Raw genomic sequence first — 22,464 nt, 5'->3', positions numbered from 1 at the left:
AGTTCACAGTTTTAAGGGGAAATTTATGATTAATCATCAAACTACGGCGCCGCGCGAGCTCTCGCTACAGGGCAAGGTGGCGCTGATTACCGGCGGCGCTGCGGGGATCGGCCTCGCTATCGCCGAACGCTATCTGCAAAACGGCGCGCGCGTGGCGCTGCTCGATCGGGCGCCGCAGGTTGCTGAAGTGGCGCGACAGCTGGACGCCGAGGCGGCGGTGGGCGTCGTGGCCGACGTCACCGATGCCGCGTCGGTGGAGCGGGCGGTGGCGCAGATTGAGGCGCATTTCGGGCGGCTGGACGTGCTGGTCAACAGCGCCGGCATCGTCGCGCTGCATCCCGCTGAGGAACTGCCTGAAGCGGCGTGGGATGCAACCCTGGCGGTCAATCTGAAAGGCGTGTTTCTTACCTGCCAGGCGGTAGGGCGCCGTTTCATTAGTCAGCGCGGCGGCAGCATCATCAATCTCGCCTCGCAGGCCGGGGTGGTGGCATTGCCGAATCACCTGGCCTATTGCGTCAGCAAAGCGGGCGTGATCGGGTTGACTCAGGTGCTGGCGCTGGAGTGGGGGCCGCACAACGTGCGGGTCAACGCCATTTCACCCACCGTCGTTTTGACGGAGCTGGGCCGTAAGGCCTGGTCTGGCGAGGTGGCTGAGCAGATGAAGCAGAAAATCCCGCTGCGGCGCTTCGCCGAGCCGCAAGATATCGCCGCCAGCGCCCTGTTTTTGGCCGGCGACGCGGCGGCGATGATCACCGGCGCCAACCTGGTGGTCGACGGCGGTTACACCATTCAATAATTTCTTATTCAGGCGACAGAGAGGCCGCGATGAACAGAATCATTAACGATCCCGATCACGTAGTGGAAGACGCCATTCAGGGCTATAGGCTGGCCCACCCGGACTATTACGCCGCCACCGACAATGCGCGGGTGTTGAAATATCCGCCGGCGCCGATCGCCGGCAAAGTGGGCATCGTCACCGGCGGCGGTTCCGGCCATGAGCCGGCGTTCCTGGGCTATGTCGGCAAAAACATGCTGGATGCCGTCGCGATTGGCGAGATTTTTTCATCGCCTACGGCGGGGGCTTTTCTCGATGCCTTCAAGGCGGCGGACAGCGGTGCGGGCGTCGCTTGCCTGTACGGCAACTACGCCGGCGACAACATGAACGTCAAGATGGCGATCAAGAAGGCCACGGCGGCCGGCATACGGGTGAAAACCGTGGTGGCCAACGATGACGTCGCCTCGGCACCGGCCAGTGAGATCGATAAACGGCGCGGCGTGGCCGGAGAAATTCTGATGTGGAAGGTCGGCGCGGCGGCGGCGGCCAAGGGATACGATCTGGACGGCGTGATCGGCGCGGCGCAAAAAGCCATCGACCGGTGTCGTTCGATCGGCGTCGGCCTCAGTTCCTGCACCATTCCCGCGGTCGGCAAACCCAATTTTCATATCGAAGACGGCAAGATGGAGATCGGCATTGGCCATCACGGCGAACCGGGCATTGAGGTGTCGCCGATCCAGTCGGCGTCGGCGATGGCCGGCACCATGCTCGATTTCGTGCTCAACGACATGCCGCTGGAACAGGGGCAGGAGGTAGCGTTGCTGATCTCCGGGCTTGGCGCCACGCCGGTGATGGAGCTGTATATCTATTATGCCGAAATAGAGCGTCGGTTGACGGCGAAAGGCGTGCGGGTGCATCGGCGCTACGTCGGCAATTACTTCACGTCGCTGGAAATGATGGGCGTGACGCTGACGCTGATGACGCTGGATGACGAACTGAAAACGCTGCTGGACATGCCGGCGCAATCTTTAGGCTTAACCCAGGTGGAGTGAATCATGACGGAACAAATTTCAACCCGGTACGGCAGTGAGATCGTTACGGGGCTGATAGAAACCATTGTCAGCAACCGCGAATACCTGAGCGAAATCGACGGCGCCATCGGCGACGGCGACCACGGCATTAACATGTCGAAGGGATTCGCGATGTGCGGCGATGCCATTCGCGGCCGCGAGCTCACGTTGGCGCAGGCGTTCGATGCGGTTTCCGATGCGCTGATGGAGGGCATCGGCGGTTCGATGGGGCCGCTGTACGGCAGCCTGTTCATGGGCATGGCGGAGAGCGTGCGCGAGCGCAGCGTGCTGGATAAGCAGGCATTTTTGGCGATGTTGCACGGCGGTTTGCGCGAACTGCAGGACATCAGCAGTGCGGGCGTGGGGGACAAGTGTCTGATGGATACGCTGATACCGGCGGTAGCGGCGTTTGAGCAGGCGGCGGGGCGCGGTGACGACTTCGCCGCTGCGCTGGAACAGATGAGGATCGCCGCAGCGCGCGGGCGCGATTCCACGCGCGAGCTGGTGGCGAAAATCGGCCGCGCCAGCCGCCTGGGCGAGCGTTCGCGCGGCGTACTGGACGCCGGCGCGGTATCTTGCTGCCTGCTCTTGACCCGATTGGCGGACGAGGTGGAGCAACGACTGAATACCGTTGCCGCCTGAACGCGTTATACTAGCGGGCATTCAGCATTGTCGGAGGGGCGTGTATCGTCCCTCCGCCATGATTAACCGGCCTGCCGTGGGGAAACGTCTAACGGATGGAAAAACAAACTGTGTCCCAGGATAACGAACTGCTGACCGAAATCGCCGTTGCTTATTATCAGGATGAGATCACGCAGGAAGAGATCGCCAAAAAGTTCGGCATCTCACGGATCAAAGTCGGTCGTTTGCTCAAGCGCGCCAAGGAAGAAGGCATCGTCGAGATCAACGTGCGTTATCACCCGGTGTTCAGCACCCGGCTGGAACAGCAGATGATGGAACGTTTTCCCATCAGCCGCGCGCTGATCGCGCTCGATCATCAGGACGAAGAGGAACAGCGTCGGCAAGTGGCGGCGCTGGTGTCCAACTACCTGGCGATGTCGCTGAAAGACGATATGGTGTTGGCGGTCGGGCAGGGACGCAACGTGGCGGCGATCGCCGATCACGTCGGCAGCGTGACGGAGCGCAACTGCAAGTTCATCTGCGGCATCGGCGGCACCCACCGTCCGGGCGATGCGATCAATGCCGACCATATCAGCCGGCGTCTGGCGAAGAAGTTCGGCGGCAGCAGCGAGACGCTCTATGCGCCGGCCTACGTCGAAAATCGCGCGTTGAAAGACGCCTTCATGCAGAACGGCACGATCAAGGAAACGTTGGATCGCGCGCGTAAGGCCGATGTGGCGTTAGTCGGCATTGGCGACATGAATGAAAACAGTTATATGGTGAAATTGGGGTGGTTTACGCCGCACGAGATTATCGACGCCAGCCTTAATCAGGGCGTGATCGGCGACATCGCCGGCTATGACTTTTTCAATGCCCAGGGGCAGCATGTCGATACGGTGATGAATGACCGTGTGATTGGGCTGAGCATTGATGAGCTGCGCAAAATTCCGTGCGTGATCGCCATTGCCTCCGAGAATACCAAGGCGCTGGCGATTTTGGGCGCGTTGCGCACCGGCGCCATCGACATTATCGCCACCAGCGCGCTCAATGTGCGCACTATCCTCAACATGTCGCAATAGCGGCACCCGCAAAAAAGGGTTCAGCGCCAGGCTGAACCCTCCAGAGACATCCCCCTTTTGACGGATCAGTGGCTGAGGTTGACGTCGATCGCCTGATAGAAGGCGTTGGCGGTGTCGGCTATGTCCCACACGGCAAGGATCACGTGCGAACCGCTGCGATCTGCCGGTATGTTGCACTGGTGGGTGACCTGCGCGGCAGGGATGGCGCCGCCGTCGTTGAACTGGCAGAACGGCGTCAGGTCAAAGGAAGCGCGGGTCAGCGGTTGAGAAGCGTCCCAGTTCGGCTTGGTGATGAAATAGCGCCAGCTGGTGGTGCTGTGACGCGCGGTCAGCTTCCAGGTAAAGGCGTTCGGGCCGGTTTTCAGGTTGAGCTTGTTCCAGCGCGTCGGCGTTTGCTGATCCAGTTCGAAGAAGGTGGACTTGTTGGCGCTGGCGATATGGCCGTCAACCGGGCCGGCCTGCGGGAAGCCTTTCAGGCCCTCGACGCTCTGCGGTTCGTACTGCACGCTGCCGCACTGGGTGTTGAGCTGCAGTTTGCACTGGTAGGCGCGGCTGGCCGGCGACTCGACATAACCGTGAGCATTCGCCTGTTGCGAAACGCCGAACATGGCCGCGCTCAGCAGGCCCAGAGAGAGCAGGGTACGGGAAGTTTTGTTCATAAGTCACTCCTGACTGAAATTATGTTGTAAGTTGAGCGTATTTCACCGACAAAATGAGAGACTAATAACGCAATTAGAAATAACTCTTCTTGTCGGCTTGTTTTATTTTTATCATTCTGGTCGTGCGATAGAGCGGAATGTTTTAACGGCTATTAACGAAAATTATTATGATGACGATCTTTGATCGTTAGGCTGAATTTATTTAACTGTCGCTGTGTAAAAATAGGGCGCTATGATGAATTTTATATCAGGTCGTGATGAATAGTATTTAAGATAGCGCTCTCATTTATGAAGTATATTGCTTGTTGCTATGAGTACCCTTGTTCGATTTGATCGATTTTTGTGCGCCACCACCTTGGGAATTTAGTGTCATTTTTCTTATTTTATTTTAAAGAGGAATTTGTATGACTAGATTATCCCTGGACGCGATTAAAATAATCAGCACCATCAAGAGCACCGGTTCTTTCTCTATGGCGGCGGAGGCGCTGCATAAAACGCCTTCGGCGATCTCTTATCGGGTTTCCAATATTGAAAGCAAACTCTGCGTGAAACTTTTTCATCGCAATGGCCCCATGATTACCCTGACGGATGAAGGGGAATTTCTCCTGCAGGAAGGCAGCTGGATATTAAATGCGGTGCAGGATCTGGAAAGCCGGGTGCGCAACATCCCCAAGCTGGACAATAATATCCGCCTGGCGGTAGACACCTTCTTCCCGTTGGAAACCCTGACGCAGGATATCCGCGACTATATTCAGCATTGCCCGAACGCCAGTATCTCGGTGCAGCGAGAAGCGTTGAACGGCACCTGGGATGCGCTGAAGAACAACCGGGCGGATCTGATCATCGCCATCGGCCAAATTCCCGACAGCGTGCAGGCCAAAACCCTGATGCTCGGCAAGCTCAACTTTGTGCTGTGCGTGTCGCCTTCGCACCCGTTCGCGGCGCAGAGAAAGCCGGTGTGCAAGAAACAGCGGTTGAACGACATCGTGGTGGTGATCGCCGACAGCAGCCATGAGCTGCCCAAACGCAATCACGGCACGCTGCCCTTGCAGCGTCAGTTGGTGGTATGCGATGTGGAAAGCAATCTGGCGCTGCTCAAGCGCGGCATCGGCCACGCTTTTCTGCCGCCTGCTTTGATCGAAAAGGAATTGGCCAGCGGCGAACTGGTGACGGTGCCGGTAGAGATGCAAAAGGGCGACGAAATGATTTGGCTGGCGTGGCACCCGGCCAGCAAGGGCGCCGGGTTTAACTGGTGGCATGAGCGGCTGACGCGCAAAAGCGATGTCTACAGCCTGATGGGCCGCGAAGTGGTGCGGGATGGCGGTTATCCTTGGTGCCACAACTGAAGGAATAGAGACGAAGGGACGCGAAAATCAAACGGTTAACTCAATGAAAACCCCGCAGCATTCGGCTACGGGGTTTTTTTACGGCTTACGCCACGCGGCCCACCTTCAGCCAGGCGCCGTCAGAACCGGGCGCCGAGGTGATGTAACCCCATTTGGTCTGCCAGACGTAACCCTGATAGGACACCAGCGCGCCCTGCGCGTAAGTGGTGCCCGGCACATAGGCCGGCGCGGTCATGATCGGCAGGTTGCCGGGGCCGACGCCGGTGTAGCGCAGCCCGGTGCCCATATCCAGCTGGCTGTCGTCGTAGTCCGCGGCGTTGAAATAGCGATCCAGCGAGGCCAGCAGATCGCCGTTGCGGTTGTCTTGCCCCAGATGCCAGAACATCACGCCGCCCAACTGCTGCTGCTTGATGTATTTCGCTTTGTATTTGAAGCTCTCGGCATCGTCATAGGTGACGAACAGCCCTTTCTGCGCATGATACAGGTAAGGCGTTTTGGTCTTGTCGTTCCACAGCCGCTGATAGCCGTAGTTGCCCAGCAGCATCTGCTCCAGCTGGCGATAGGAGGCGATGCGCGGATCCTTGTCGCGCACGCACTCTTCGCAGCCCACCAGCCAGTAATCGGTGTTCGGGTACGGATCTTCGCCCGGCGTGCTGTGGCTGCTGTATTGCCCGCCGTTGCCGCCGCTGACGCCCTTGAAGGCGCGGCCGTAGAAGGGCACGCCCATCACGATTTTGGCGCTCGGCACGCCTTCCATCATCAGGTGTTGTTGCACCGCGGCGTCGACCGTCAGGCTGAACGGGCTGGGGAAGGCGCGGGTCAGCTCTTCCCAGCTCCAGCCCAGGTTGGCTTCGCGCAGCGCATTGTAGAAGGTCGGCCCGGCCGCATCGCCGAACAGCGCCGCCTGGTGGTTGGTTACTTTCTCCCAGGGGCCGGCCAGATCGTAGGTCATGAGGTTGATGTAATCGAGCGGCGCGACGATCTGCGCCAGCTTGCTGTAATAGCGCGACAGGAAGAAGGCGCCGCCGGCGCCGGCGATGGTCAACTGGTACGGCAACGCCTGGCGGCCGTCGGCGACGGTTTGCCGGTTCAGCAGGGTGCGGATCTCCTGCAGCGCGGCGATGAAACCGTCCACTTCCGAGGCTTGCGGGTACTCCCAGTCGATGTCCACGCCGTCGAAGCCGTAATCCTTCATGATGCGCACGCAGGATTGGGCGAACTTGGCGCGCGACGCCGGGGTTTTCACCGCGTTGACGTAGTTGGCGTGCGACACCCCCAGATCGTTGGAGTAGTACCAGCCGCCGATGGAGAACATGATGCGCAGGCTGGGGTTGTGCGCTTTGAGCGCGGTCAGGCGGTTGACCACATCGCGCGCCTTGGCGTCGTTGGTGGCCGGATCCCAGGCGCATTCCAGATTGTCGTTGATATCCAGGAACGAGAAGTTAATGTGCGTCAGCTGTTTGGCTTTGGCCGGCGTGATGTTGGAAACCGGGAACGGCACGACAGACGTATCGGTCTCGGTGTAATTATTGATTTGGTTGGTCGGAATAAAATAATACCCAATAACGGCTTTACGTGTGGACATGGCATTTCTCCAGAGTGGATGTTTTTGGATGGGAAAATATTTCCCGTTGCCATTAATGTTTATTTTTCTCGGAAATAACAGTCGAAACAAATCACGATAAGAATGAATTTTTTATTCACTGCCGCCTGCCTTGGCGTTTATGTGTTGTGCCAGCATTCAGCATGAATGAATTCGACCATAGGGCCTGTATTTATTCATTTGCTTTGTAATAGCATCCTTAACTAGATTCTGAGTATCCGATGTCCCACCGGCCGTGATTGGCATTTAATTAAAAATAAAAAAGGAGATGAGCTATGTCCAGCATAGAGCCTGACGCTGTTGGCTTAATAGTCCAGCGAGTATGTGAATATCTTCAGCCGGTATTGAACGCCATTCTGGCCGGCGTGATGGCGCTATTACACGGCGCCTATCGCAACGTGGGTATTCGGCGACGTTTATTGAATGCGGCGATGTGCGCGTTATTGGCCTGGACGGTGCGCGATGCGCTGGCGTTGATGGGCCTGGAATTAAACTGGGCGAATTTGGCCAGCGTATTGATTGGCTTTATGGGGGCGGATTACATCAACGCCTTAATTAAAAAATTCATCGGCAAAAAAACGGGGTTTAAAAATGTTAAATGACATCGAAGAGATTCGCTTTACCGCCCGCAGCGAAGAGAACCTGCGCGGCGTGCATCCGGATCTGGTGCGCGTTATTCGTCTGGCGCTGCGCTATTCCCTGGTGCCGTTTTCCGTCAGCGAGGGGCTGCGCAGCATGGCGCGCCAGCGGGAAATGGTGCGCGCCGGCAAAAGCCAAACGCTGCGCAGCCGCCACCTGACCGGACACGCGGTGGACGTGGTGGCGATGCCGGCGGGCGTGGTCTCCTGGGAGTGGGATTACTACGCGCAAATTGCGGTGGCGGTGCGGCGCGCGGCGCGCGAATGCGGCATCAACGTCGAATGGGGCGGCGAATGGAAGACCCTCAAGGACGGCCCGCACTTCCAGCTGCCGTTTCGGGACTATCCGGCATGAGCGGCTGGCTGCAAAAACTGATGCAGGGCGGGTTGCTGCTGCTGTTGCTGGCGGCCATCTGCCTCGGCGGCTACAGCTCGCTGTTGTCGCACCAGTTGGCGTCCGCGCGACAACAGGCGGCGGAACTGCAAAAAAGCCTGGCGCAGCAGGCGGGGCTTATCGCCACCTTGCAGACACAGGACGCGCAAAACCGCGCGCTGATGGCGGCGCAGCAGCGGCAGGAACAGCAGCTGCGCCAGCAACACGAGGCTTATCAGAGGAAATACCGTGAAGCGATTAAAAACGATCCCTGCGCCGCTCGGCCTCTGCCTGGCGCTGTGCTTGAGCTCCTGCGCCCGGCCACCGGCGCCGCAGGCCGTGCCGCTGTTGCCCCCTGAGTCGGTATTCGCTCCCTGTGAGCAGCCGCAGTTGCAGGGGGAGACCTGGGGCGATGCGGTGAGCTATGCCCTGGCGTTACAAACCTCGTTACACATTTGCGCCGGCCAGGTGGAGACGCTCAACGCCTGGCGCGCCACGCTGCCGCCGCGCTGACGGCGGCGCTTGTCTGACTTGTCCCGCAGGCCTTCTTTTTTTACTTTTAAAACGGTCTTTCGACCAAGGTTATGGCGCGCTTCAAAGTTTGTGATGTTTCTCTCACTATACTTCAAGGCTGTGCCCTGTCATTGTACCTGGGCGCCATGGCCCACGGCAGGGCGCAGCCTCAAAGCCTTACCTCAACATAAAAGCAAAAAACAAAGGAATCCATAATGGACGAACAGCTCAAACAGAGTGCCCTTGATTTCCATCAGTTTCCTGTCCCAGGGAAGATCCAGGTTTCCCCAACCAAACCGTTGGCGACCCAGCGCGATCTGGCGCTGGCCTATTCGCCGGGCGTCGCCGCGCCTTGCCTCGAGATCGCCGAAGATCCGCTGGCGGCCTACAAATACACCGCGCGCGGCAACCTGGTGGCGGTAATTTCCAACGGCACGGCGGTACTGGGTCTGGGCAATATCGGCGCGTTGGCCGGTAAGCCGGTGATGGAAGGCAAGGGCGTTTTGTTCAAGAAGTTTTCCGGTATCGATGTATTTGATATCGAAGTGGATGAGCATAACCCTGACAAATTAATCGACATTATCGCCGCGCTGGAACCGACCTTCGGCGGCATCAACCTGGAAGACATCAAGGCGCCGGAGTGTTTCTACATCGAACAGAAACTGCGTGAGCGCATGAAGATCCCGGTGTTCCACGACGACCAGCACGGCACGGCGATCATTACCACCGCTGCGGTGCTCAACGGCCTGCGCGTGGTGAAGAAGAACATCTCCGACGTGCGGCTGGTGGTGTCCGGCGCCGGCGCGGCGTCCATCGCCTGCCTGAACTTGCTGGTGGCGCTGGGGCTGCGTCAACAGAACATCACCGTCTGCGATTCCAAGGGCGTCATCTATAAAGGCCGCGACGCCAACATGGAGCAGACCAAAGCCGCCTACGCCATCGAGGATAACGGTCAGCGCACGCTGGGCGACGCCATCCCGAACGCCGACATCTTCCTCGGCTGCTCCGGCCCGGGTGTGCTGACGCAGGATATGGTGAAAACCATGGCGCGCGATCCGCTGATCATGGCGCTGGCCAACCCGGAACCGGAAATTCTGCCGCCGCTGGCCAAAGCGGTGCGCCCGGACGCCATCATCTGTACCGGCCGTTCCGACTACCCGAACCAGGTGAACAACGTCCTGTGCTTCCCGTTCATTTTCCGCGGCGCGCTGGACGTGGGCGCCACCACCATCAACGAAGAGATGAAGCTGGCCTGCGTGCATGCCATCGCCGATCTGGCGCTGGCGGAACAGAGCGACGTGGTGGCCTCCGCGTATGACGATCAGGATCTCTCCTTCGGGCCGGAATACATCATTCCGAAACCGTTCGATCCGCGTCTGATCGTCAAGATCGCGCCGGCGGTGGCCAAGGCGGCGATGGACTCCGGCGTGGCGACGCGCCCGATCGAAGACTTCGACGCCTACGTGGAGAAGCTGGCGGAGTTCGTCTACAAAACCAATCTGTTCATGAAACCGATCTTCTCCCAGGCGCGCAAAGAGGTGAAGCGGGTGGTGCTGGCGGAAGGCGAGGAAGAGCGCGTGCTGCACGCCACGCAAGAGCTGGTGTCGCAGGGGCTGGCCTTCCCGATCCTGGTCGGCCGTCCGAGCGTGATCGAGATGCGCCTGAAAAAGCTGGGCCTGCAATTGACGCCGGGCAAAGATTTCGAAGTGGTGAACAACGAGTCGGATCCGCGCTTCAACGAATACTGGGGCGAGTACTACCAGATCATGAAACGCCGCGGCGTTTCGCAAGAGCAGGCGCGCCGCGCGGTGATCGGCAACCCGACGCTGATCGCCGCCATCATGCTGCACCGCGGTGAAGCGGATGCGATGATCTGCGGCACCATCGGCAGCTACCACGAGCATTACGACGTAGTGAAGAACGTGTTCGGCTTCCGTGAAGGCGCGCACGTCGCCGGCGCGATGAACGCGCTGCTGCTGCCGAGCGGCAACACCTTCATCGCCGACACCTACGTCAACGACGATCCGACGCCGGAACAGCTGGCGGAGATCACCCTGATGGCGGCGGAAACCGTGCGCCGTTTCGGCATCGAGCCGAAGGTGGCGCTGCTGTCTCACTCCAGCTTCGGCTCGTCTGATTGCCCGGCGGCGCGCAAGATGCGTAAAACGCTGGAGCTGGTGAACGAGCTGGCGCCGGAGCTGGAAATCGACGGTGAAATGCACGGCGACGCCGCGCTGGTGGAAAGCATCCGTCACGATCTGATGCCGGACAGCCCGCTGAAAGGCTCGGCCAACCTGCTGATCATGCCGAACATGGAAGCGGCGCGCATCAGCTACAACCTGCTGCGCGTCTCTTGCTCGGAAGGGGTGACCGTCGGGCCGGTGCTGATGGGGGTGGCCAAACCGGTGCACATCCTGACGCCGATCGCCTCGGTGCGCCGCATCGTCAACATGGTGGCGCTGGCGGTGGTGGAAGCCCAGACCGAACCGCTGTAAGCCCGGGTTAATGACTGGCCCCCTGCGCCGTTGGCGCCGGGGGCTTTTTTATGCCTTGCAGCGTGCAGCGATGGCGCGAATATCCTGCGGCGTAGTGCGGCAACAGCCGCCGATCAATTGTGCGCCGAGCGTGTGCCACTCTGTCGCCTGATCGGCCAGGCTGCCGTGTTCGCCGCCGCAGGCGCGCCAGGTTTTGCTCACCGCATCGTAGTGCTCGCCGGAGTTCGGGTAGACCAGCAGCGGTTTGTCGGCCAGCGCGCTCAGCTGACGCAGCGCCGGGGCGACCTTGTCCAGCGCGATGCAGTTGATGCCGATGGCCAACACCTGCGGATTGCCGCGCAGCGCGGACAGGACCTCCGTCAGCGGCGTGCCGTCGCTGAGGTGTTGGCTGTCGCGCAGGGTGAAGGCGAACCAGGCGCCGAGCGTCGGGAACTCCTGCAGCAGCGTCAGCAGCGCCTGCAGTTCAGCAAACGACGGCAGCGTTTCGCAGGCCAGCAGATCGACGCCGGCGGCGGCCAGCGCGGCGATGCGCGGGCGGTGGAAGGCAATGAAGTCATCCTGCGCCAGCCGGTAGTCGCCGCGGTATTCCGAGCCGTCGGCCAGATAGGCGCCGTACGGGCCCACCGAACCGGCGATCAACAGCGGCGCCGCCTGCGGGTGCGCGGCCAGATAATCGCGGCGCGCGCGCTGCGCCAGCTGCACGCTTTTGGCGATCAACGCCAGCGACTGAGCCTGATCCAGGCCGCGGCGCGAGAAGCCCTGCGGCGTGGCCTGATAGCTGGCGGTGATAGCGCACTGGGCGCCGGCGTTGAAATAATCGAGGTGGACCTGATAGATAAGCTCGGGATTTTCAATCAGCACCTTGGCCGACCACAGCGGATCGGTCAGATCGCAGCCGCGCGCTTCCAGCTCGGTGGCCAGCGCGCCGTCCAGGAGCAGCGTCGGCCGTTCGGCCAGCAAACGAGCGACGGGGTTGTTAACCGACATGTTGTTCTCCCAAAGCGTTTTTTTGCCCGGCGCGCCGGGTCAGGAAATAGGTGAGGTAGCACAGGGCGACGAACGGCAGGCCGCAGTAGAGCGCGATGCGCTGCTCCGGATCGAACGCCAGCCCGATGCAGGCCAGCAGGCACAGCGCAAAGCCGAGGATCGGCGTCAATGGATAGCCGGGCGCGCGGTATTTCAGGCCGTTTATCGGCTGGCCGCTGCGCAGATAGGCGCGGCGGAAAGCATAGTGGGCGGCGCAGATGCTCAGCCACACCGCCACCACCGCAAAGCCGGAGATCGCCGACAGGGCGACAAACACCGTATCCGGCGCGATCACGCTGGTCAGCAGCGCCAGCACGCCGCCGAGCATGCTGAAGGTCAGGGCGTTGATCGGAATGCCGCGCGCATTGACGCGCGCAAAGTAGGCCGGCAGGGTGCGCTGGTGGGCCAGCGACCACAGCATGCGCCCCGAGGCGTACAGGCCGGAGTTGGCCGCCGACAGGATGGCGGTCAGGATCACGAAGTTGAAGATATCGGCGGCGTAAGGCACGCCGATGCGTTCAAACACCAGCACGAACGGGCTTTTGACGATCCCCGCCTGATCCATGGGGATCAACGCCGCCAGCACAAACACCGTGCCGATAAAGAACAGCATCAGGCGGATCACCGTGGTGCGGATCGCCAGCGGCACGACTTTCTCCGGGTTCTCGGTTTCACCGGCGGCGATGCCGATCAGCTCCGTGCCGGAGAAAGCGAAGTTCACCGCCACCATGGTCATCAGGATCGGCAGCGTGCCGTGCGGCAGCCAGCCGGAAGCGGTCAGGTTGTGCAGGAACGGCGCCGGGGTGCCGTCTTTCATCGGCAGCAGGCCGAACATGGCGGCGCCGCCCAGAATGATGAACGCCAGAATGGTCACCACTTTGATCAGCGAAAACCAGAATTCGCTTTCGGCGAAAAAACGGGTGGTCACGACGTTGAGCAGGAAAATGGCCGCGCAGAAGATCAGGCACCACAGCCACACCGGCGACTGCGGGAACCAGTACTGCATGCAGAATCCGGCCGCGGTCAGGCTGGAGCCCAGCGCCACCGTCCAGGTGAGCCAATACAGCCAGGCGACGGCATAGCCGGTGGCCGGCCCCAGATAGCGCGAAGCATAGACGTGAAAGGCGCCGGTTTCCGGCATCGCCACCGACAGCTCGCCCAGGCACAGCATCACCAGATACACCACCAGCGCGCCGATCAGGTAGGCCAGCAGCGTGCCGAGCGCCCCGGTGGTGGAGATGATGTAGCCGGTATTGAAAAACAGCCCGGTGCCGATCACGCCGCCCAGCGACAGCATCACCAGATGCCGGGCCTTCATGCTGCGTTTGAACTGCCCTGCGGCGGGCGCCGATGAGTGCATAATAATCTATCCGTATAGACGTCTAAATATCTGAATGGCTATTGGTTATACCCGCAATGCCGTTTCAACGCAATGCGTCACCGGCGATCGCCGCGTAAAAAAATCGTCAGGCCAGATCTATATGCAAATGATAATTATTATCTATAATGTCGCCATTTTCGCTAATGGGGCAACATGATGAGATATCTGATTTTATTGGCGGCGTTGGCGCTCGGCGCCTGCAGCCAAACGCCGGTGAAGACGCCGGCCAGCGACGTCGCGAGCATGGGGAATATCACCGATCTGCACAGCGGCGCGACCCTGACGCCCGAGCAGCTGTTGACGCGGTTGGCGCAGCAGCCGCGGGTGATCGTCGGGGAAAAGCATGACAATCCTTACCACCATCAGATTGAGCAATGGCTGGTGCAGCAGCTGCCGCAACGGCGGCCGCAGGGTAGCGTGCTGATGGAGATGATCAACCCGAACCAGCAGGCGCAGGTCGACAAAGTCAAGCAGTGGCTGCAGAGCGATCCCACGGTGCGTGACGGCCGCGTGGCGGAGCTGATCGCCTGGCAGCCGGGCTGGAAATGGGCGCTGTATGGCGGGGTGACGATGGCGGCGATGCGCGCGCCTTACCCGCTGTGGTCGGCCAACCTGGATCGCAGCGAGATCGCGGCGTTCTATCAGCAGCCGCAGTTCCCGGCGGGGCAGCTCTCGTCGCAGCCGGCGGTGCGCAAGGCGCTGGAAGAGACTATCCGCACTTCGCACGGCGGCCAGATTGAGGCCGCGCAGCTGCAAGCGATGCTGGCGATCCAGCAGCAGCGCGATAGGCGCATGGCGGAGCGCCTGCTGGCGGCGCCGACGCCCGCGCTATTGATCGCCGGCGGTTATCACGCCGCCAAATCGGTGGGCGTGCCGCTGCACGTGCGGGATCTGCAACCGGCGGCGGCGCCGACGGTGCTGATGCTGGCGGAGCCGGGCGTACAGGTTGACGTGCACACGGCGGACTACCTGTGGATCACACCATCAGTGAAATGAATACGTTAAGGCAGTGAAAAGGGGTGTTAATTATAGTTGCAAATGATTATCATTAGTAAATGTGATCTGCAATCATTCGCAATTAAGTAAGCTAATGCCCCTATGTTAAGTCAGTCTTATCCCCCTCCGGCCTTTGCGCTGCCGCAGCCGCGCTGGGCGCGCGGCTTGCTGCTCGCCCTGGCGGCGCACGCGGCGTTGGTTCTGCTGTTTTATTGGCCGCAGACGGCGCTCGAGCCGGTCGAGCTGCCGCCGCCGGCGGTGATGATGAGCTGGGCGGCGCAGATTGAAGCGCCGGAAAGCAAACCGTTGCCGCTGGGTGTGCAGCAGGCGGAATCCGCTGCGGCGCAGCCGGCGGAGCAGCAGCAACAGCCGGATCTGCCCAAGCTGGCGCGCGCCGATAAAGCGAAGATCGTGACGGCGGACAAGAAGCGCGCCGAGCACCGTCCCCCGCAAAAAGCGCAGCCGAAGCCGCAGGAACAGGCGAAAGAGACGCGCAACGCCGCCGCGTCCAGCGCCGCCGCGCCGCAGGCGCAGACGCTCTCTCACCACACCGCCGCCCCGATCAACAGCGACGCCAACAGCAACGCGCAGGCCAAGCTGTCGTGGGAGAGCCTGGTGAAGGGCAAACTGAACCGCATCAAAGAGTATCCCCTGGATGCCCGCAACCGCCGGCGCAGCGGCATGCCGCAGGTCAGTTTTAGCGTCGATGCGCAGGGGCGGGTGTCGAACGTGACCCTGCAGATCCGTTCTGGCACCGCGTCGCTGGATCGGGAAGCGGTGGCGGTGGTGTCGCGCGCGCAGCCGTTGCCGCCGCCGCCGCCGGAGATGCTCCAGAAGGGGGCCGTCAGGGTAAGGATGCCGATCGATTTCAATCTGGCGGAGCTGAATGCCCGCCGTTAATGCCCGCAGACGCGGCAGCGCCGCCGTCCGGCTCTTCAAACTTCGTGAGGGATTATGAATCCGCTGTTATTTACCCCGCGCCGTCGCATCGCGGCCGCGCTCTGGCTTTCTTTAGGCATCGCCGGCGCCGCGCTGGCGCAACCGCAGCCGCCGTTGGCGGAACGGGCGCCGAAAGCGCTGACGGCCCACGGCGAGACGCGTACCGACGATTACTACTGGCTGCGCGACGACAGCCGAAAAGATCAGAAGGTGCTGGACTACCTGAAGGCGGAGAACCGCTACACCGAGCAGATGATGGCGCCGTACCAGAAGTTGCGCGCCACGCTGTATCAGGAGATGCTGGGCCGCATGAACCCTGACGATCGTTCGGTGCCGTATCAGCTCAACGGCTATCGCTATCAGGAAAGCTACGCCGCCGGTAAAGATTTCGCGCGGTATCAGCGCCAGGCGCTCACCGCCGACGCGCCGTGGCAAACCTTACTGGACGCCAATCAGCGCGCGGCCGGCCATGCCTATTATCGCCTGGGGGCGCTGGACGTGAGCCTGGACAACCGCCGCCTGGCGGTGGCCGAAGATCTGCAGGGCCGCCGCCAATACCGCATCTCCCTGCGCGAGATAGACAGCGAACGCTGGTCGCCGGAAACGCTGGAAAACACCTCCGGCAACATGGTGTGGGCCAACGACAGCCAAACCCTGTTCTACGTGCGCAACCACCCGCAAACGCTGCTGCCGTACCAGGTCTACCGCCATCAGTACGGTACGCCGCCGGCGGAAGATAAACTGGTGTATCAGGAAAATGATCCGGCGTTCTACCTCAGCCTCAGCCGTTCTTCTTCGCGCGATTACCTGATTCTGACCATCAGCGGCAACACCACGTCCGAAGTGCGCCTGATCGACGCCAACCAGCCGCAGCGCGAGCCTCAGCTGTTCGCCGCCCGGCAAAACGGCCGCGAGTATTATCTCGATCACTACCGCGGCGAGTTCTATCTGCGTTCCAACCATCAGGATCCGAACTTCGGCCTGTACCGCACGGCGGCGGCGGGCAACCCCTGGCAGACGCTGATTGCGCCGCAGGCGCAGCACGAGGTGGAAAGCTTCAGCCTGTTCCGCGATTGGCTGGTGGTGCAGGAACGCGCCAACGGGCTGGTGCAGCTGCGGCAAATCAGCTGGGACGGCAAAACCGAGCGCGCCATCCCGTTCGACGACGCCAGCTACATGGCCTGGCTGGGCTATAACCCGGAGCCGGACAGCGATCGTTTGCGTTACGGCTATTCGGCGATGACCACGCCGACCCGCACCTATGAATGGGACCTGAACAAGGGCGAGCGCACTCTGCTCAAGCAGCAGGAAGTGAAAGGCGTCGATCCCAGCCTGTATCACAGCGAGCGCATTTGGGTCACGGCGCGCGACGGCGTGAAGGTGCCGGTCTCGCTGGTGTATCGCAAGTCGCTGTTCAAAAACGGGCATAACCCGCTGTTGGTGTACGGCTACGGCGCTTACGGCATGAGCATGGATCCGGCGTTCAGCGCCAACCGCATCAGCCTGCTGGATCGCGGCTTCGTCTATGCGCTGATCCACGTGCGCGGCGGCGGCGAACTGGGGCAGAACTGGTACAAACAGGGCAAGCTGACGCACAAACCGAACAGCTTCAACGATTTCATCGACGCCACCCAGGCGCTGATCAACGGCGGCTACGGCCAGCCGGGGCGCATCTACGCCATGGGCGGCAGCGCCGGCGGTTTGCTGATGGGGGCGGTGATCAATCAGGCGCCGCAGCTGTACAACGCGGTGGTGGCGCAGGTGCCGTTCGTCGACGTGGTGACCACCATGCTGGACGACAGCATTCCGCTCACTACCGGCGAATACGAGGAGTGGGGCAACCCGCACCAGCCGGCCGCCTATGCGCTGATGAAGTCCTACAGCCCGTATGACAATGTGCGCAAACAGCGTTACCCGAACCTGCTGGTCACCAGCGGTTTATACGATTCGCAGGTGCAGTATTGGGAGCCGGCCAAATGGGTGGCGAAGCTGCGGCGTTTCAAACAGGGCGATTCGCTGCTGCTGCTCTCCACCGACATGACCGCCGGCCACGGTGGCAAATCGGGCCGCCTGGCGCGGCTGGAAAACGGCGCGCTGGAGTACGCCTTTATTTTGGCGGCGGATCGGCAGGCGCAGAAATAACCTTCAGCGCCGCGGCACGCTGCGGCGCAATAAAAAAATAACAACCTTTTATACCGCGCTTTCGGCGGGCTTTTTGCTGGGCATTGTCGGCCATCAAACCTTATTGGCTATTTCTGGGGATATATGAAAATTAAAATGATAGCGAGCCTGATCGGCGCGGGACTGGTGCTGCACGGGCAGGCTGTGGCCGCGCAGGAACAGGCGGAAAACAATAAAGGCAGCGTGGCGTTCAGCCCGCTCAACGTCTCGGCCGCCGACGGCGGCAAAAGCAGCGAAAAAGAGGCGTTGGCGAGGCCGGGCGCGTTCAGCTCGCGCGACGAGAACCAAAATCTGGAGTCGGTGGACAGCATTCTGCGCAGCATGCCGGGCACCTATACCCAGATCGACCCCGGCCAGGGATCGGTCAGCGTCAATATTCGCGGCCTGAGCGGCTTCGGCCGGGTCAACACCATGGTCGACGGCATCACGCAAAACTACTACGGCAACTCCCCGAGCGATGCAGCGCACGGCGGCATGCCCACCAGCCAGTTCGGGGCGCTGATCGATCCTAACTTTATCGTCGGCGTCGATGTGGCGCGCGGCAACGCCACCGGTTCCGACGGGGTGAATGCCTTGGCGGGCAGCGCCAATTTCCGCACCATCGGCGTGGATGACGTGGTGTTTTCCGATAACCCGTTCGGCGTACGCACCAAGTTCTCGGTGGGCAATAACGGCATCGGCCGCAGCGGCATGATCGCCGTGGGCGCCAAAACTGCCGCCTTTGCCGACGGCGGCAGCCTGGGGGCGATGGCGGCGATCAGCGGCAGCTCCATCACCTCTAACTACAAAAACGGCGCCGGTTTCGACAGCGAGATGTTCAACGTCGATAAAACCTACCGCCAGAACCCGAAATCCCAGCTGTTCAAAGTGGACATCAAGCCGGATGCCTTCAACAGCATCGAACTGTCGGCGCGCAGCTACCAGAATAAAATCACCCGCCGCCACATCGACAGCGACGATTTTTACCTCAAATACCACTACGCGCCGTTCTCGGAACTGATCGATTTCAAATTGACCGCCAGCACCAGCCGCGGTGAGCAGAAGTTCATGTCCAACAACATGGCGGGGTTCAGCGACAGCACGGCGAAAAACATTTCCGATGCGCTGGATATCAACAACACCAGCCGTTTCAGCCTGCGGGATATTGATTTCGCCTTCAGCTACGGCGGCAAGCTGGTGCGCAACGAGTATAAGAAAAAGGCATCCGGGCTGGTGACGGATCAGGATCAGGCGGAAAGCATGCCGGTGGGCATTGCCGGCAAACAAGATATCTCCAGCCTGTACAGTGGGTTGCAGGCCAACTACGGCATCTGGCAGGGAAATTTCGACCTGAACTACACCGCTTATCGCCTCTCCGGCTACAAGCCGGCCTGTGATGAGCGCGTAGAGTGCTTCCCTCAGGGCGCCGGCACTATCAACCGCAATGAACACGGCTTCAACCCGTCGGTCATGCTGTCGGCGCAGGTGACGCCGTGGCTGCAGCCGTTCGTCAGCTACAGCAAGTCGATGCGCGGGCCGAATATCCAGGAAGTGTTCTTCGCCAACAGCGGCGGCCAGTCGATGAACCCGTTCCTGAAGGGTGAAAAAGCGGAGACCTGGCAGGGCGGGTTCAACGCCAATGCCCACGATCTGTTGTTCAAGCAGGACAGCTTCCAACTGAAAGCGGTCTATTTCGAAACCAAGATCAAAAACTACATATCCAGCCAAACCTACCTGGTGTGTAAAAACCGTCAGAAGTGCAACCGTTCGCAGGCGACGCAGGAAGAGTGGGATAACGCGGACATCAACGTCAGCATGACCATGTACAGCAATGCTCCCGATCCGGTCAAAACGCGCGGGGTGGAGCTTGAGGCGCTGTACGACGCCGGTTTCGCCTTCACCAAACTGTCGTTAAGCAAGGAGCATACCTCCCAGCCGACCAACCAGGCCAGCAACGTATTCGGCGCGGGCGATATCAGCGAACTGCCGGAATTCTACTTCACGCTGGACAGCGGGGTGCGCCTGCTGGACGAAAAACTGACGCTGGGCGGGGTGGTGAAATACACCGGCAAGTCGGTGCGTCTGTCGCCGGACTCTGATTACGATGAGAATGAGCAGTTGCTGAAGGAGCCGGCGCCGCATATTCCGACCATTATCGATCTGTACGGCACCTATCAGGTGAATCGCAATCTGCTGCTGAAGCTCAGCGTGCAAAACCTGATGGACAGAGACTATTCGGACGCGCTGAACAAGATGAACTCGCTGCCGTCGCAGTCGCAGTATGAGACGCCGACCAACACCGCCCGTGGGCGGACTTATATCTTCGGCGGGGAGGTGCGCTTCTAAACCGCAGCAGAGCAGGGCGCAGTCACTGCGCCCGTTTCGCCTGCAGCAGCCATTTGTCCAGCTCGTTGGCGAACTGCTGGCGGTCGCGCTGGTTCAGGGCGTTCGGGCCGCCGGTCTGAATGCCGCTGGCGCGCAGGGTATCCATAAAATCGCGCATGTTGAGGCGCTCGCGAATGGTGTCCGGCGTATAGCGTTCGCCGCGCGGGTTCAGCGCCACCGCGCCTTTCTCAATCACCTCCGCCGCCAGCGGAATGTCGGCGGTGATCACCAGATCGCCCGCTTCGCAGCGGCGCACGATCTCGTTATCGGCCACGTCGAAGCCGGCCGCCACCTGCAGCGAACGGATGTATTTCGACGGCGGCGTGCGCAGCGGTTGGTTCGCCACCAGCGTCACGGTGATGGCGGTGCGATCGGCGGCGCGGAACAGCACTTCCTTGATCACGTTCGGACAGGCGTCCGCATCGACCCAAATCTGCATCATTTCTTCTCCCGCAGCCAGTCGCGCACCGGCAGGAAATCGCGCGCCAGCGCCGCTTCCGGGCTGTCGGCGTCCGGCTGGTAGTTATATTCCCAACGCACCAACGGCGGCATCGACATCAGGATGGACTCGGTGCGCCCGCCGGTTTGTAGCCCGAACAGCGTGCCGCGATCCCACACCAGGTTGAACTCCACATAGCGGCCGCGGCGATACAGCTGGAACTGGCGCTCGCGCTCGCCCCAGGTCAAGGCCTTGCGTTTTTCGACGATCGGCAGGTAGGCGTCGAGGAAGCCCTGGCCCACCGCGCGGGTGAAGGCGAAACAATGGTCGAAATCCGGGGTGTTCAGATCGTCGTAGAACAGGCCGCCGATGCCGCGCGCTTCGTTGCGATGCTTGATGAAAAAGTAATCGTCGCACCACTGTTTATATTTGGGGTAGACCTCGTCGCCGAACGGCGCGCACAGCTCGGCCGCGGTGCGGTGCCAGTGCACGGCATCCTCTGCGAAACCGTAGAACGGCGTCAGGTCAAAACCGCCGCCGAACCACCACACCGGCGCTTCGCCCGGCTTTTCAGCGATGAAAAAGCGTACGTTGGCGTGGCTGGTGGGCACGTAGGGGCTGAGCGGATGGATAACCAGGGAGACGCCCATCGCCTGGAAGCTGCGCCCGGCCAGTTCCGGACGGTGCGCGGTCGCCGAGGCCGGCAGGGTGGCGCCGGAGACGTGCGAGAAGTTGACCCCCGCCTGTTCGAACACCGCGCCGTTGGTCAGCACGCGGCTGCGGCCACCGCCGCCTTCTTCACGCGTCCATTGGTCTTCGGTGAACACGGCGCCGCCATCGGCCTGGGCGAGCTGCGCGCAGATATGATCCTGCAGCGCCAGCAGGAAGGATTTTACTTCAGCGATGTTAGGTAAACTCATGCGGGGTCTTTATAGCGTCTGGCTGAACAAGGCGCTGAGTATACTCTTATTCGCCGCCCGCGGCATCAGCGGGGTTTGCGTTGGTGTGCGTCGAAGTAGTCGAAGAAGTTGACGATGCCGTCCGCAATGGCGCGGGCGATTTTCTCGCGAAACGCGGTGGTGCCCAGCAGCCGTTCTTCGTTCGGGTTGGTGATGAACGAGGTTTCCACCAGCACCGAGGGGATGGACGGGGATTTTAACACCGCGAACGCCGCCTGTTCGGTGCTGTCGCTGTGCAGATGGTGTACCGGACGAATTTGGCCGAGCACGTGGCGGCCGAGCGTCAGGCTGTTGTTGATGGTGTCGGTTTGCACCAGATCGAACAGCACCTGCTGCAGGTAGTTGTCCTGATCCTTGTATTTGCCGCCCGCTACGTCGTCGGCGGCGTTTTCACGGTTGGACAGGTAGCGCGCCATGGCGCTGCTGGCACCGCGGTTGGAGAGGGCGAATACCGAAGCGCCGGAGGCCGACGGGCTGGTAAAACCGTCGGCGTGAATGGAAATGAACAGATCGGCCTGGTGCTGGTGGGCGATCTCCACCCGCTGGAACAGCGGAATGAATTCGTCTTCTTCGCGCGTCAGGCGCGCCTCGATGTGATCGTGCTCATGCAGGAAACGGCGCACGTGGTTGGCGATTTCCAGCACAATGTGTTTTTCCTGCGAACCTTCGTGGCCGACCGCGCCGGAGTCGATGCCGCCGTGGCCGGGATCGATCATCACCCGCTTTTTGCCGCCGGCCGGTTTCGCCGCCGGTTTGCTGTGCTGATTGCGCAGCATGCCTTCCGCCTTGGCGCTTGGGTTTTTCACGCCGAACAGCGCTACCGCCAGGCCGGAAAGCAACAGTTGGCGTCGCGTCGGGGAAACGGCAAGCGGCTTAAAATTGAGGAATTGTTTACCCTGCTTTTTCATTACGCAACGCTCCATCGACGATTCTATTTCGCGACGTTATATCGTATTGATAATCATTAATCGACCCGATAACTATTTCCATTTATTACGCCTGTTACC

21 protein-coding genes are annotated in these 22,464 nt (G+C 60.8%); 14 read left to right on the top strand and 7 right to left on the bottom strand.

Translation table 11 applies throughout. The annotated features are described in order from the left end of the window. The first annotated feature begins 25 nt into the window (after nucleotides 1–25). The 4 genes from ACMGG9_RS17140 to ACMGG9_RS17125 all read left to right on the top strand — a co-directional run bounded on the left by ACMGG9_RS17140 (nucleotide 26) and on the right by ACMGG9_RS17125 (nucleotide 3,545). On the top strand, nucleotides 26–796 hold the full coding sequence (locus tag ACMGG9_RS17140; RefSeq protein WP_414161586.1) for an SDR family oxidoreductase: 771 nt from the start codon (nucleotides 26–28) through the stop codon (nucleotides 794–796). A 29-nt stretch (nucleotides 797–825) separates the two neighbouring features. Next, on the top strand, nucleotides 826–1,827 hold the full coding sequence (locus ACMGG9_RS17135) for a dihydroxyacetone kinase subunit DhaK (protein WP_015378693.1): 1,002 nt from the start codon (nucleotides 826–828) through the stop codon (nucleotides 1,825–1,827). Nucleotides 1,828–1,830: 3 nt separating this feature from the next. Next, nucleotides 1,831–2,487 (top strand): dihydroxyacetone kinase subunit DhaL, encoded by a 657-nt coding sequence (gene dhaL, locus ACMGG9_RS17130; protein ID WP_033643985.1) that lies wholly within the window; start codon nucleotides 1,831–1,833, stop codon nucleotides 2,485–2,487. A 95-nt stretch (nucleotides 2,488–2,582) separates the two neighbouring features. Then, nucleotides 2,583–3,545 carry a sugar-binding transcriptional regulator gene (locus ACMGG9_RS17125; RefSeq protein ID WP_004936575.1) on the top strand — a complete coding sequence of 321 codons (963 nt, stop codon included), beginning with the start codon at nucleotides 2,583–2,585 and terminating at the stop codon, nucleotides 3,543–3,545. 65 nt (nucleotides 3,546–3,610) lie between these two features. On the opposite strand, the gene ACMGG9_RS17120 is transcribed toward ACMGG9_RS17125, so the two are convergent. Further along, complete coding sequence (locus ACMGG9_RS17120) at nucleotides 3,611–4,204, bottom strand: lytic polysaccharide monooxygenase (RefSeq protein ID WP_197801449.1); 594 nt, start codon at nucleotides 4,202–4,204, stop codon at nucleotides 3,611–3,613. Between the two features lie 404 nt (nucleotides 4,205–4,608). Between ACMGG9_RS17120 and ACMGG9_RS17115 the strand changes: the two genes are divergently transcribed. Continuing rightward, entirely contained in the window at nucleotides 4,609–5,550 is a 942-nt protein-coding gene (locus tag ACMGG9_RS17115) for a LysR family transcriptional regulator (RefSeq protein WP_025303805.1), read from the top strand. A gap of 85 nt (nucleotides 5,551–5,635) precedes the next feature. Here the strand turns inward: ACMGG9_RS17115 and ACMGG9_RS17110 are convergent, their stop codons facing one another. Next, on the bottom strand, nucleotides 5,636–7,135 hold the full coding sequence (locus ACMGG9_RS17110; protein WP_164107370.1) for a glycosyl hydrolase family 18 protein: 1,500 nt from the start codon (nucleotides 7,133–7,135) through the stop codon (nucleotides 5,636–5,638). Nucleotides 7,136–7,428: 293 nt separating this feature from the next. On the opposite strand from ACMGG9_RS17110, the gene ACMGG9_RS17105 reads away from it, so the two are divergent. From ACMGG9_RS17105 to maeB, 5 genes are all read left to right on the top strand, one after another. Next, the gene (locus ACMGG9_RS17105; RefSeq protein ID WP_033643982.1) at nucleotides 7,429–7,755 is read left to right on the top strand and encodes a phage holin, lambda family; all 327 of its coding nucleotides are present in this window, start codon (nucleotides 7,429–7,431) and stop codon (nucleotides 7,753–7,755) included. Continuing rightward, a complete protein-coding gene (locus tag ACMGG9_RS17100) occupies nucleotides 7,745–8,146 on the top strand; it encodes a M15 family metallopeptidase (protein ID WP_414161585.1) in 402 nt (133 codons plus the stop codon). Before ACMGG9_RS17105 ends, ACMGG9_RS17100 begins: the two co-directional genes overlap by 11 nt. Continuing rightward, nucleotides 8,143–8,523 (top strand): hypothetical protein, encoded by a 381-nt coding sequence (locus ACMGG9_RS17095; protein WP_414161584.1) that lies wholly within the window; start codon nucleotides 8,143–8,145, stop codon nucleotides 8,521–8,523. Before ACMGG9_RS17100 ends, ACMGG9_RS17095 begins: the two co-directional genes overlap by 4 nt. Next, nucleotides 8,504–8,677, top strand: a complete 174-nt coding sequence (locus ACMGG9_RS17090) for a hypothetical protein (protein WP_004936544.1) — start codon at nucleotides 8,504–8,506, stop codon at nucleotides 8,675–8,677. Before ACMGG9_RS17095 ends, ACMGG9_RS17090 begins: the two co-directional genes overlap by 20 nt. A gap of 215 nt (nucleotides 8,678–8,892) precedes the next feature. Beyond that, a complete protein-coding gene (gene maeB, locus ACMGG9_RS17085; RefSeq protein WP_016926766.1) occupies nucleotides 8,893–11,172 on the top strand; it encodes an NADP-dependent oxaloacetate-decarboxylating malate dehydrogenase in 2,280 nt (759 codons plus the stop codon). Nucleotides 11,173–11,220: 48 nt separating this feature from the next. Here maeB and mmuM read toward each other — a convergent pair whose 3' ends face one another. Both mmuM and mmuP read right to left on the bottom strand, forming a co-directional pair. Beyond that, nucleotides 11,221–12,159 (bottom strand): homocysteine S-methyltransferase, encoded by a 939-nt coding sequence (gene mmuM, locus ACMGG9_RS17080; protein ID WP_149542742.1) that lies wholly within the window; start codon nucleotides 12,157–12,159, stop codon nucleotides 11,221–11,223. Next, complete coding sequence (gene mmuP, locus ACMGG9_RS17075; protein ID WP_033643976.1) at nucleotides 12,149–13,558, bottom strand: S-methylmethionine permease; 1,410 nt, start codon at nucleotides 13,556–13,558, stop codon at nucleotides 12,149–12,151. The genes mmuM and mmuP overlap by 11 nt, the downstream gene beginning before the upstream one ends. Nucleotides 13,559–13,735: 177 nt before the next feature. Here mmuP and ACMGG9_RS17070 point away from each other — a divergent pair, with 177 nt between their 5' ends. The 4 genes from ACMGG9_RS17070 to ACMGG9_RS17055 all read left to right on the top strand — a co-directional run bounded on the left by ACMGG9_RS17070 (nucleotide 13,736) and on the right by ACMGG9_RS17055 (nucleotide 20,020). After that, entirely contained in the window at nucleotides 13,736–14,575 is an 840-nt protein-coding gene (locus ACMGG9_RS17070) for a ChaN family lipoprotein (protein ID WP_414162279.1), read from the top strand. A gap of 102 nt (nucleotides 14,576–14,677) precedes the next feature. After that, nucleotides 14,678–15,475, top strand: a complete 798-nt coding sequence (locus ACMGG9_RS17065) for an energy transducer TonB (protein ID WP_108681699.1) — start codon at nucleotides 14,678–14,680, stop codon at nucleotides 15,473–15,475. 54 nt (nucleotides 15,476–15,529) lie between these two features. Continuing rightward, complete coding sequence (locus ACMGG9_RS17060) at nucleotides 15,530–17,656, top strand: S9 family peptidase (RefSeq protein ID WP_197665919.1); 2,127 nt, start codon at nucleotides 15,530–15,532, stop codon at nucleotides 17,654–17,656. 123 nt (nucleotides 17,657–17,779) lie between these two features. Continuing rightward, a complete protein-coding gene (locus ACMGG9_RS17055; protein WP_042785158.1) occupies nucleotides 17,780–20,020 on the top strand; it encodes a TonB-dependent receptor domain-containing protein in 2,241 nt (746 codons plus the stop codon). A 22-nt stretch (nucleotides 20,021–20,042) separates the two neighbouring features. On the opposite strand, the gene ACMGG9_RS17050 is transcribed toward ACMGG9_RS17055, so the two are convergent. From ACMGG9_RS17050 to amiA, 3 genes are all read right to left on the bottom strand, one after another. Further along, nucleotides 20,043–20,498, bottom strand: a complete 456-nt coding sequence (locus ACMGG9_RS17050) for a YaiI/YqxD family protein (RefSeq protein ID WP_004936514.1) — start codon at nucleotides 20,496–20,498, stop codon at nucleotides 20,043–20,045. Then, the gene (gene hemF, locus ACMGG9_RS17045) at nucleotides 20,498–21,418 is read right to left on the bottom strand and encodes an oxygen-dependent coproporphyrinogen oxidase (protein ID WP_042785157.1); all 921 of its coding nucleotides are present in this window, start codon (nucleotides 21,416–21,418) and stop codon (nucleotides 20,498–20,500) included. The genes ACMGG9_RS17050 and hemF overlap by 1 nt, the downstream gene beginning before the upstream one ends. A gap of 65 nt (nucleotides 21,419–21,483) precedes the next feature. After that, nucleotides 21,484–22,365, bottom strand: coding sequence for an N-acetylmuramoyl-L-alanine amidase AmiA (amiA, locus tag ACMGG9_RS17040; RefSeq protein WP_033652564.1), 882 nt, complete (start codon nucleotides 22,363–22,365; stop codon nucleotides 21,484–21,486). Between the last annotated feature and the right edge of the window lie 99 nt (nucleotides 22,366–22,464).

Origin of the sequence: Serratia sp. BNK-10, from assembly GCF_047456065.1 — a bacterium.
GTDB classification, from domain to species: Bacteria; Pseudomonadota; Gammaproteobacteria; order Enterobacterales; family Enterobacteriaceae; genus Serratia; species Serratia ureilytica.
The sequence above is the reverse complement of the archived record's forward strand: the minus strand, read 5'-3'. Positions and strand labels throughout refer to the sequence as shown.